Source organism: Kitasatospora sp. NPDC093550, from assembly GCF_044764985.1.
Lineage (GTDB): Bacteria > Actinomycetota > Actinomycetes > Streptomycetales > Streptomycetaceae > Kitasatospora.
Map to the genome: position 1 here is coordinate 243,249 of NZ_JBIWJF010000014.1, position 10,995 is coordinate 254,243.

Annotated in this window: 7 protein-coding genes; 5 read left to right on the plus strand and 2 right to left on the minus strand. The window is 74.4% G+C overall.

Annotation, left to right across the window (positions count from 1 at the left end):
• Positions 1–80 precede the first annotated feature (80 nt).
• Positions 81–4,040 (plus strand): ABC transporter ATP-binding protein, encoded by a 3,960-nt coding sequence (locus ACIRD3_RS23660; protein WP_402219952.1) that lies wholly within the window; start codon positions 81–83, stop codon positions 4,038–4,040.
• A 179-nt stretch (positions 4,041–4,219) separates the two neighbouring features.
• Here ACIRD3_RS23660 and ACIRD3_RS23665 read toward each other — a convergent pair whose 3' ends face one another.
• Positions 4,220–5,227: an ATP-grasp domain-containing protein gene (locus tag ACIRD3_RS23665; protein ID WP_402219955.1), complete on the minus strand. Its 1,008-nt coding sequence runs from the start codon at positions 5,225–5,227 to the stop codon at positions 4,220–4,222.
• A 105-nt stretch (positions 5,228–5,332) separates the two neighbouring features.
• Between ACIRD3_RS23665 and ACIRD3_RS23670 the strand changes: the two genes are divergently transcribed.
• Positions 5,333–5,875 carry an NUDIX hydrolase gene (locus ACIRD3_RS23670; protein WP_402219958.1) on the plus strand — a complete coding sequence of 181 codons (543 nt, stop codon included), beginning with the start codon at positions 5,333–5,335 and terminating at the stop codon, positions 5,873–5,875.
• Positions 5,876–5,909: 34 nt separating this feature from the next.
• On the opposite strand, the gene ACIRD3_RS23675 is transcribed toward ACIRD3_RS23670, so the two are convergent.
• Positions 5,910–7,133, minus strand: coding sequence for a hypothetical protein (locus tag ACIRD3_RS23675; RefSeq protein WP_402219961.1), 1,224 nt, complete (start codon positions 7,131–7,133; stop codon positions 5,910–5,912).
• A gap of 533 nt (positions 7,134–7,666) precedes the next feature.
• Between ACIRD3_RS23675 and trpS the strand changes: the two genes are divergently transcribed.
• The 3 genes from trpS to ACIRD3_RS23690 all read left to right on the plus strand — a co-directional run bounded on the left by trpS (position 7,667) and on the right by ACIRD3_RS23690 (position 10,646).
• Positions 7,667–8,740: a tryptophan--tRNA ligase gene (gene trpS / locus ACIRD3_RS23680; protein ID WP_402219963.1), complete on the plus strand. Its 1,074-nt coding sequence runs from the start codon at positions 7,667–7,669 to the stop codon at positions 8,738–8,740.
• Between the two features lie 190 nt (positions 8,741–8,930).
• A complete protein-coding gene (locus tag ACIRD3_RS23685; RefSeq protein ID WP_402219965.1) occupies positions 8,931–9,893 on the plus strand; it encodes an LD-carboxypeptidase in 963 nt (320 codons plus the stop codon).
• Between the two features lie 78 nt (positions 9,894–9,971).
• Entirely contained in the window at positions 9,972–10,646 is a 675-nt protein-coding gene (locus ACIRD3_RS23690) for a nucleoside/nucleotide kinase family protein (RefSeq protein WP_402219968.1), read from the plus strand.
• The last annotated feature ends 349 nt before the right edge of the window (positions 10,647–10,995 follow it).

Below are 10,995 nucleotides of genomic sequence, written 5' to 3' on the forward strand. Positions count from 1 at the left end.
GGCCGCCCCCGCCCGTCCCGAAGCCACGGGACCGGAAACGCCGTGGCGGCCACCCGACGAAATGGTTAGCATCCCTAAATATGCCTGAGACTCACGGATCCACGGTGGAGCAATCCCCGAGCGGCCCACCGGCCGCCGACCCGACTCCGGAGGCCGCCGACGAGCGCACCGAGCCCGCCGGCTGGCTGCGCCGCCTGGTCGGGTACAGCTGGCGGTCCCGTCGCAGCCTGCTGCTCGCCTTCGGTGCCTCACTCCTCGGCATGGCCGTCACGGCACTGGTGCCGCTGGTCACCAAGCTGATCATCGACGACGTCATCGTCGCGCACACCCGCTCGCTGGCCCCCTGGGCGGTGGTGCTGCTGCTGGCCGCCGTCGTGGTCTTCGGCTGCACCCAGGTCCGCCGCTACTACGGCGGCCAGCTCGCCCTCGACGTCCAGCACGACCTGCGCAGCGACCTGTTCCGCTCGCTCGGCCGGCTGGACGGCCACCGCCAGGACCGGCTGGACACCGGCCAGGTGGTCGGGCGCGCGACCTCCGACCTCCAGCTGGTCAACGGCCTGCTCTCGATGGTGCCGATGATGACCGGCTACCTGCTGATGTTCGTCATGTCGCTGGTCGTGATGGTCTGGCTGTCCCCGCCGCTCACCCTGGTCGCCCTGGTCATGGCGCCCGCGCTGTGGTGGGTCTCCGTGCTCAGCCGCAAGCGCCTGTTCCCCTCCACCTGGGCCGCCCAGCAGGAGGCGGCCGCCGTGGCCGGCGTGGTGGACGGCGCGATCGGCGGCGTCCGCGTGGTCAAGGGCTTCGGCCAGGAGGCCCAGGAGCGGGACAAGCTGGAGCGGGCCTCGCGCGACCTGTTCGCCGCCCGGCTCCGCTCGATCCGGCTCAACGCCCGCTACAACCCGGCGATGCAGGCGATCCCCGCCCTCGCCCAGGTCGCCGTCCTGGCCTTCGGCGGCTGGCTGGCCGTCGACGGCCGGGTCTCACTCGGGACCTTCGTGGCCTTCTCCACCTACGTCGCGCAGATGACCGGTCCGGTGCGGATGCTGACCATGATCATCACCGTCGGCCAGCAGGCCCGGGCGGGCGTGGAGCGCGTCCTGCAGCTGATCGACGAGCGCCCGCTGGTCCAGGAACGCCCGGACGCGCTCACCCTGGACCTCACCCACGCCGGCGCCGCGCAGGGCCCGCCCACCGGCGCCGAGCAGGGCCGGCACGGCAGCGCCGCGCAGAGCCCGCACACCGGCACCGTCGGCCCGCGGACCCCCGACGTCGCCCTGGAGTTCGACCGGGTCGAGTTCCGCTACGACCCCGAGCACCCCGCCCCCGTCCTGCACGGCCTCAGCCTGAAGCTGGCCCCCGGCGAGACCCTGGCCCTGGTCGGCGCCTCCGGCTCCGGCAAGTCCACGGTGGCCCAGCTGGTGCCCCGCTTCTACGACCCGGCCGCCGGTACCGTCCGCCTCTACGGCCACGACCTGCGCGACCTCACCCTGGACTCGGTCCGCGCCACGGTCGGCATCGTCCCGGAGGAGAGCTTCCTCTTCTCCGAGTCGGTCCGCACCAACATCGCCTACGGCCGCCCGGACGCCACGGACGAGCAGGTCGTCGCCGCCGCGCGCGCCGCCCAGGCGGACGAGTTCGTCCGCGCGCTCCCGGACGGCTACGAGACCAAGGTCGGCGAGCAGGGCCTCACCCTCTCCGGCGGCCAGCGCCAGCGGATCGCCCTGGCCCGTGCGATCCTCACCGACCCCCGGATCCTGCTGCTGGACGACGCCACCTCGGCGGTGGACCCGCAGGTCGAGGCGGAGATCCACGACGCGCTGCGCTCGGTGATGACCGGCCGCACCACCCTGCTGATCGCCCACCGCCGCTCGACCCTCCAGCTCGCCGACCGGATCGCCGTCCTGGACCGCGGCCGGCTGCTGGACATCGGCACCCACGAGGAACTGGATGCCCGATGTCCCCAGTACCGCGCACTGATCACCGACCCGGAGGCGGGCCGAGCCGCCGCCCGGCACCCCTCCGCCGACGGCCTCACCGAGGCGTCCGGCGAGACTCCGTCGTCGCCGCCCGCCGGAGCCCCGGCCGGGACGCCCGCCGAACCGCAGGCCGCCCCGGCACCCCCGGTGGCTGAACGAGCGCCCGTCCCCGAGCTCCCCACCCCCGCTCTGGCCAAGGCCGCCCGCACCGCCGACCCCGACCTGCTGGCCAAGGTCGCCGGGCTCCCGCCCGCCACCGACGCCCCGGCCGTCCCGCGCGCCGAGGCCGAGGCAGGCGACCCCGACTTCACCCTGGGACGGCTGCTGCGGCCGTTCCGCACCCCGCTGCTCATCGCCCTCCTGCTGGTGGCCCTGGACGCGGGGGCGGGCCTGGTCCTGCCGGTGCTGATCCGGCACGGCATCGACGAGGGCGTCCGCAAGGGCCTGATGTCCGGCGTCGCGGTGGCCGCGCTCACCGCCCTGGTCGTCGTCCTGCTGGACTGGCTGGTGCAGGGTGCCGAGAACCGGGTCAGCGGCCGCACCGGCGAGCGCGTCCTCTACACGCTCCGGCTCAAGATCTTCGCCCACCTCAACCGGCTCGGCCTGGACTACTACGAGCGCGAGCTGACCGGCCGGATCATGACCCGGATGACCACCGACCTGGACTCGCTGACGTCCTTCCTGCAGACCGGCATGGTCACCGCCGTGGTCAGCCTGCTGACCTTCGCCGGGATCTTCGCCGCCCTGCTGATCATCGACGCCGGGCTGGCCCTGGTGGTCTTCGCCGTGCTGCCGCTGCTGGTGATCGCCACGCTGGTGTTCCGCAAGAAGTCCAAGGACCAGTACGAGCGCTCCCGTGACCTGATCAGCGCCGTCAACGCCGACCTCCAGGAGAACGTGGCCGGCATGCGGATCGTCCAGGCCTTCCGCCGCCTGGACACCAACACCGACCGCTTCGTGGCGCGCGGCATCGCCTACCGCGAGGCCCGGGCCCGCGCACAGCTGTACATCTCGCTGTACTTCCCGTTCGTCCAGTTCCTGTCCAGCGTGGCCGCCGCGCTGGTGCTGATCGTCGGCGCCGCCCGGGTCGACGCCGGAACGCTGACGGTGGGCGCGCTGGTCGCGTACCTGCTCTACATCGACCTGTTCTTCGCACCGGTCAACCAGCTGTCCCAGGTCTTCGACGGCTACCAGCAGGCCTCGGTGGGCCTCGGCCGGATCCGCGAGCTGCTGCGCACCCCGACCACCACCGCCGAGGCGGCCGCGCCCGTCCCGGTCGCCAAGGGGCTGCGCGGCGAGATCGCCTTCGAGGGGGTCGGCTTCGCCTACAACGGCGGCGCGGACGGCGCCCCGAAGGTGCTGGCCGACGTCGACCTGCACATCCCGGCCGGCCAGACGGTGGCCCTGGTCGGCGAGACCGGCGCCGGGAAGTCGACGCTGGTGAAGCTGGTCGCCCGGTTCTACGACGCGACCGAGGGCACCGTCCGGGTGGACGGCGTCGACCTCACCCGCTACGACCTGGCGCAGTACCGCCACCGCCTGGGCGTGGTGCCGCAGGAGGCCTACCTGTTCGCGGGCACCGTCCGCGAGGCGATCGCGTACGGCCGGCCGGACGCCTCGGCCGCCGAGGTGGAGGCGGCGGCCCGCGCGGTCGGCGCGCACGACATGATCGTCCGGCTGTCCGGCGGCTACGACCACGAGGTGGCCGGTCGCGGCCGCAACCTGTCGGCGGGCCAGCGCCAGCTGATCGCGCTCGCCCGGGCCGAACTGGTCGACCCGGACATCCTGCTGCTGGACGAGGCGACCGCGGCGCTCGACCTGGCCACCGAGGCGGCGGTCAACCAGGCCGCGGACCGGCTCAGCGGCGGCCGCACCACCCTGGTGATCGCCCACCGCCTGACCACCGCCGAGCGCGCCGACCGGGTGATCGTGCTGGACCACGGCCGCGTGGTCGAGGACGGCACCCACACCGAACTGCTCGCCCGGGGCGGCACCTACGCCCGGCTCTGGCAGGCGTTCATCGCGGACGGCCACCCGGCGGTCGAACCCGTCGCCGCCGGGTAGGCCGCCGAACCGCCTGAAACCCCACCGGCTGACACCTCCGGCTGGACGGCATCGGATCGGATGCCGTCCGGCCGGATTCGGTGAGCCCGACCGCATCGAGCCCGACCGCATCGAGCCTGAGCGCGTCGGAACGCCTTCGGGCCCAGCACCGTCAGCCCGGGGCCGGCAGGCCCGATGCGTCAGGCGACGATCAGCGAGGTCAGCAGGCCCGAGGGGTCGATCCCGTGCGGCAGTTCGCTCACCTGTCCGTCCCCGACCTCGACCACCCGCCAGCCGGAGCCGTCGGCCCGGCTGGCGAGGTCGGTGGTGACGAAGCGGCAGCCGAGCGTCCGCACCAGCGCCCGGACCTCGGTGAGGTCGGGCTCGACGGTCCGGCGCGGGGCGTCCGGGTGCGGTCCGACCAGGACGGGCCGCCCGTCCAGCCACCACACCCGCGCCTCCACGGCCCGCCCGCCCGTGTCCGGTCCGCCCGCCTCCGGTCCGCCCGTGTCCGGTCCGCCCGCCTCCGGCCCGTCGACTCCGTCGCCATCACCGGCGGAGCCGTTCGCAGCGCCGCCGGGGCCCTCCGCGGCGCCGTCGGCACGCTCGAACTCCTCGTACCGCCGCAGCACCACCCCGCCGGCCAGGAACTCGCCCTGCAACTCGACGAACCGCTCCACCACCCGGGCGACGGCCGGCAGATCGGCCAACTCGGGCACGTAGCAGGCCTCGTGCCACTCGTGCTTGCGTGACTTCACGTAGTCCTTGACGATCGCCGGGCCGCTTCCGCCGAGCCGGGCCACGGCCGTCGCCAGTTCCTCCGTTCCCGGAGCCGACGCGCCGTCGGTGGGGATCCACGCGCTGGCCGGCGTGGCGCCCTCGAACACGCCGTACCAGCCGGGCAGTTCGTGCGCCGCCGCGTAACCGGGCGGGCTGGTCAGCAGGTTGCCGCCACGGGCGGTGAGGGCGGCGGCGAAGTCGGCGTACCGGGCGGAGGGGAGCATCCAACCCCGGTACCAGAGCGGCCCGCTGTCCCGCGGTACGCGTCGGACGGCCTCCTCGGCCCGTCCGGCGAGCAGCGCGTCGTGGTCGACCAGGTGGTGTTCGCCGCCCAGTTCCCGCAGCATCCTGGCCTCCCAGACGAAGTGCGGATCGGGCCGGCGCGGGTTGAGCGGATCGCTGGGGAAGATGATCGCGGGTGCGGACATGGCCGTCAGGGTACGGCTCCGCGGGCGGGGCCCGGTCCCACGGGCGCCGGTCCGGAGTGGCGAATCCGCTCGACGCCCCCGAACGCTCGCTGCGAGAGTGATCCGATGCGAAATCCGATGCGACTGCTGCGCCCCCGCACCCGTGTGCCGAGACAGGCCGCCCGCACGGTGGTGCTGGACGAGAACGGCTCGGTGTTCCTGCTCCGTTCGGACAACGACGAGGTCGGCGTCCACTGGACCATGCCGGGCGGCGGGCTGGAGCCGGGCGAGTCCCCCTGGCAGGGTGCCCGGCGCGAGCTGTGGGAGGAGAGCGGCTGGACCGACCTCGAACCCGGCCCGCTGCTCTGCACCTGGGAACACGACTTCACCTGGCACGGCACCCCGGTCCGTCAGCACGAGCACATCTACCTCACCGGTGGACCGCACCGGGGCCCGGTCGGCGACGTCAGCGCCGTGCACGCCGTCGACCGGATCCTCGACTGGCGCTGGTGGACCCCGGCCGACCTCGCCGACGAGAACGCCGACGCGCTCTGGCCGCCGCAGCTGCCCGGACTGCTGGACGCCGTCCGCCAGGGCTGGGCCGTCGACGGACGGCCGCCGGTGCCGGTCGACCTGGGGTACGTCCCGAACGCCCCGGCGGCCGGCTGACCGAGCTGCCCCGGGGCCGGCGGCCGGCGCCCGGCTAGGACCGCGCGCCGCGCCGACCCCGGGCGGTCGGACCGGGCTCCCAGCCGTGCAGTTCCAACTCCCGGTCGTGCAGCGCGCTGGGGTTCATCAGCACCGTCAGCCGGGCCCCGGAGAGCTCTTCGAAGGCGAGCCCGGTCGCGGAGAGCAGCTGCTCGGTCGACACCGAGACGGCGATGGCGGGGCGCCAGGTCGGCAGCACCACCAGGCTGGTGCCGCGGCCCACCCGGACCGGCTCGGCCACCACCCGGACCGGAGCCCGCTCCTCGGGCCGGCCGACGCTCTCGGGCTGGCCGGGGCTGCCGCCGATCAGGACACCGAGCGGCGGCTCGGCGTACGGGGCCGGAGCGGGCCCGGCCTCGGCGCCGGGGTCACCCGCGGTACCGGCTCCGAACGGCGCCGGGTCCGCCACCGTCCCCACCGGGTCGGCGCGTTCACCCGTCCACGCCGGGCCGTCCCCGGGGTCCGCCCCGGCCGGGCCGGACGCGGCCGTCTCCCGTGCGGTCGCCTCCTGTCCGCTCGGGGCGGCCTGCGGGTGCATCCGGCGCAGCCGGCGCGAGGGCGACGGCCGCAGGGGTAGGGACCCCGGGGTCCGCGCTTCCTCGCGCACCGGACGCCGTGTCGGCGCGAACGGACCGCCCTGCGACGGGACGGTGGCCGACGGCAGACGGACGAATCCGACCTCGATCCCGGTCCCCTTCTCCGCCTCCTCTGCACGGGGGCCCGCCCCGGCGACCTCGGGCGCGTCCGCGCCGTCCTCGGCCGTCTCGCCGAGCAGCGCGCGTACCTCCGCGACCGGTCGACGGCACGCGTCCGCCAGCTCGGCGACCGACCGGCCCTCGGCCCGTGCGGCCCGCAGCCGTTCGGCGAACGCCGCCCGCAGGCGCGCCGCGGTGGGGCCACCCTCCGCGCCGTCCGGATCCGCTGCGGGATCCGCCGCGCGGGTCCCCACGGGGGCCACCGCTGGGAGGACGAGCGCGTCCGCGTCGTCCCGGCCACGCGGCTGCGGCACCGAGTCGTGGCGGGACCGGGCACCCTGGCGGAACACCCGGTCGGAGGTGCCGGACGCGGCGGCCACCGCCTCGGCGGCAGCCGCGATCGAGCACGTCGGAACGGCCGCAGGGGCCTGCCGGGGTACGTCGGGCGGGGGCGAGGAGCCGGCGCTGTCCGCGGGCGGGCCGGGCAGGGACGGGTCGGTTGCGGCGGGTTGGAGCGAGGTCATCGGCGGGCCCTTCGGGGGATGGTCCCGACGATCCTCCCGCACCGCGGGACCAGCTCCAAGCGTCGAACCCGGCAGGCGGCGCGGGACGACCGCGAGACCACCGCCGGACCACCGCGCGATCATCCCGGGAGAGGACCAACTCGCTGGCACGACAGAGCCCTTGAGGTCGGCGAGCGCCGCGTTCACGGCCATGACGCCGAGCCCGGGGAACCAGGTCTCATCCGTAACCGGCCGGGCCTGACCGGACCTGACCGGACCTGACCGCCCCGAGCGCCTTCCAGAGGGCACCGCCCAGCACCGTGTCCTGGTTGAAGGAAACTCCCGTGCTCGTGGGGGAGGACGGGCGCTATCGTCGAGCGCATGAAGCGCTTCGCGGGCCTGACCTGGTGGCCGTCCTAGGACGGCCACCAGCACCCGCCTGACCAGGGCCGTCCGGGATGGACGGCCCTGTCGCGTTTTCCCCGTGTCCACGCGGGACGGGCCCCTCGCCCGGACGGCCGCCACCACCGCCGCCACCGTACGAGGGGAAACCCGTGACCACCGAGACCACCGCCACCACCGCTGCGTCCGCCGGCGCCGAGGCCGTCGCCGCGCCCGGCCTCATCGACGACCCGACCGCCCACCGTGTCCTCACCGGGGACCGCCCCACCGGCCCGCTCCACCTGGGCCACTACTTCGGCACCCTGCGCAACCGCGTCCGCCTGCAGGACCAAGGCGTCGAGATGTTCGTCGTGGTCGCCGACTACCAGGTGATCACCGATCGCGACATCGCCGACCGACTCGCCGAGCACACCGAGAACCTCGTCCTCGACTACCTCGCGGCCGGCCTCGACCCCGAACGGGCCACGATCTTCGCGCACAGCGCCGTCCCCGCCCTCAACCAGTTGCTGCTGCCCTTCCTCAGCCTGGTCAGCGTCGCCGAACTGAACCGCAACCCCACCGTCAAGGACGAGATCGCCCACTCCCGGCAGTCCGCCGTCAGCGGGCTGATGTTCACCTACCCCGTCCACCAGGCCGCCGACATCCTCTTCTGCAAGGCCGACCTCGTCCCGGTCGGCCAGGACCAGCTGCCCCACCTCGAAGTCGCCCGCACCGTCGCCCGCCGCTTCAACGAGCGCTACCCGCACGCCGACGGCCGCGCCGTCTTCCCCCGCCCGCAGGGCCTGCTGTCCGATGCCCCGATGCTGCTCGGCACCGACGGCGGAAAGATGAGCAAGAGCCGCGGCAACGCCGTCGCCCTCGGCGCCACCGAGGACGAGACCGCCCGGATCATCCGCGGCGCCAGGACGGACGCCGACCGCCGGATCGGCTACGACCCATCCGGCCGCCCCGAGGTGTCCGGCCTCGTCCTGCTCGCCGCGCTCTGCCAGGACCGCAGCCCGGAAGCCGTCGCCGAGGAGATCGGCGACGGCGGAGCCGCCGTGCTCAAGCGCGTCGTCACCGAATCCGTCAACGAGCACCTCCGCCCGCTGCGCGCCCGCCGCGCCGACCTCGCCGCCGACCGCGGCCACCTGCGGCAGGTCCTGCGCGACGGCGCCGAGCGCGCCAACGCCGTCGCCGAGGCCACCCTCGCGGAGGTCCGGGAGGTGATGGGCGCCGTGGTCTGAAGAGCCCTCACGCCGGACCCGGGCCCGGCCCGCCGACACCGCGACCGGACACCGGCCCCGGACACCGGACCGCAGACATCGGACCGCAGACATCGGCCGGTTGACCCGGGGGCATATCGTCACCGGGCGGCCGCGCCCACACCGCGGCCGCCCGTCCCCACGCTCCCGCGCCCGAAAGGCGGCCCGGCCCATGGACCAGCACCCGACCACACCCGGCCAGGGGCTGACCCGACCGCCGCACCTGCGTCCCGGTGACCACATCGCCGTCGTCGCGCCCAGCGGCCCGATCGACCCCGAGCGCCTCACCGCCGGCTGCGCGATCCTCCGCTCCTGGGGGCTGCGCGTCACCGTCGCCCCACACGTCCTCGACACCCACCCCACCCTCGGCTACCTCGCCGGCACCGATGCCGACCGGGCCGCCGACCTCCAGAACGCCTGGCTCGACCCCGCCGTCGACGCCGTCATCTGCGCGCGCGGCGGCTACGGCGTGCACCGCATGGTCGACCTGCTCGACTGGACGGCGATGCGTGCCGCCGCACCCAAGCCCTTCATCGGCTTCAGCGACGTCAGCTCCCTGCAGGAGGCCTTCGCCCAGCGCCTCGGCCTCGCCACCCTGTACGGGCCGATGGCCGCGGCCGGCGCCTTCATCTCCGACGGCCCCACGGCCGAGCACCTGCGCCGCACCCTCTTCGACCCGGCCGCCACCACGGTCCTCACCTCGGCCACTGCCGCCCCGCTCGTCCCCGGCCGGGCCCGCGGCGTCACCGCGGGAGGATGCGTCCACGTACTCGTCTCCGAACGCGGGACCCCCGCCGGCAGGCCCTCGTACGCGGGCAGCATCCTCGTCCTGGAGGACGTGAACGAGCACCCGTACCAGCTGGACCGCCTCCTCACCCAGTTCCTGCGCTCCGGCGCCCTCGACGGCGTGGCCGGCATCGCCCTCGGTTCCTGGGACGGCTGCGGACGACCCGAGCGGGTACGTGAGGTGATGCTCGACCGGCTCGGTGGGCTCGGCATACCGGTGCTCTGGGAGCTCGGCTTCGGACACTGCCCGTCCAGCCTCACCGTCCCGCTGGGCGTCCCCGCCGTGCTCGACGCCGACGCCGGCACGCTCACCCTGGACCTGCCCGCACTGGCCGAGCCGTCCCGGTGACCGAGCCACCGGCAGACCGCCGGGCGCCGGAGGACAGGAAGCCCGGCTTCCCCGGACTCCGCTGAGTAGGGTGCGGCCATGAACGAGGACCGTCTCACCTCCCTCGCCCTCGGCTTCCTCCGCGGCCCCGGCAGCAACGCCCGCACGATCCTCGGACTCGCCGGCCCGCCCGGCGCCGGCAAGTCCACCCTGGCCCGCCACCTGGTCACCGAGGTCGAGCGCGCCGAAGGACCCGGCGCCGCCGCCTACGTCCCGCTCGACGGCTTCCACCTCTCCGGCGCCCAGCTCGACCGCCTCGGCCTCACCCACCGCAAGGGCGCTCCGGCCACCTTCGACGCCCACGGCTACGTCGCCCTGCTGCGCCGCATCGCCGCCGACCGATTCGCGGACATCTACGTCCCGGACTTCGACCGCGTCCTGGACGAACCCGTCGCCGCCAGGCACGTGGTCCGCCCGCACACCCGCCTCGTCATCACCGAGGGCAATTACCTGGCCTCCGCCGACACCCCCTGGCCCGACGCCCGTCGGCTGCTGCGCGAGCTCTGGTACGTCCACACCGATGACGCGGTCCGCGAAGACCGCCTGCTCAGCCGCCACCGCGCCGGAGGCCGCGACGAGGCCGCCGCCCGTCACCGGGTCTTCGGCAACGACCATCCCAACGGCGAGTACGTGAAGGCCGGCCGGGCAATCTGCACCCGTACGGTCCCCGGGACCGGGTTGCCTCCGGCGCCGGACAGGGGTAGTGTTCCCTAGTCGCTCGGCAGGGAGCACCGGACACGCATCGGCGCGGACGGTCCCGGGGCGGCCAATCCTCTGAAACACCACTTCCCAGTCCGGGCTGGGTCGCGTTCGCGTTTCCGCGTTGCGACACGGTCCTTATGTGGCGTGCTCGTTTTATCGGATTGCGGCTGGATTCGCTTTTCGGAGCGGGGATCGGCTAGAGTTTGAAACGTCGGACGGGGCGTCAAACCCCGGAAGACACCGGCGAGTTGGATGAACGAAGCCCCGGAAACGGAGCGGAAAACATCTGATAAGCTGGAAACACGAAAGAACGAAGCCCGGAGGGCCCGCTGGAAGGCGGTCCGAAGGAAGCGTCCGTTCC

Excerpts from the sequence above, each read along its gene's own strand:
- ACIRD3_RS23660 (WP_402219952.1), top strand. The coding sequence starts at position 81 with ATGCCTGAGACTCACGGATCCACGGTGGAGCAATCCCCGAGCGGCCCA.
- ACIRD3_RS23665 (WP_402219955.1), bottom strand. The coding sequence starts at position 5,227 with ATGTCCGCACCCGCGATCATCTTCCCCAGCGATCCGCTCAACCCGCGC.
- ACIRD3_RS23670 (WP_402219958.1), top strand. The coding sequence starts at position 5,333 with ATGCGAAATCCGATGCGACTGCTGCGCCCCCGCACCCGTGTGCCGAGA.
- ACIRD3_RS23675 (WP_402219961.1), bottom strand. The coding sequence starts at position 7,133 with ATGACCTCGCTCCAACCCGCCGCAACCGACCCGTCCCTGCCCGGCCCG.
- ACIRD3_RS23685 (WP_402219965.1), top strand. The coding sequence starts at position 8,931 with ATGGACCAGCACCCGACCACACCCGGCCAGGGGCTGACCCGACCGCCG.
- ACIRD3_RS23690 (WP_402219968.1), top strand. The coding sequence starts at position 9,972 with ATGAACGAGGACCGTCTCACCTCCCTCGCCCTCGGCTTCCTCCGCGGC.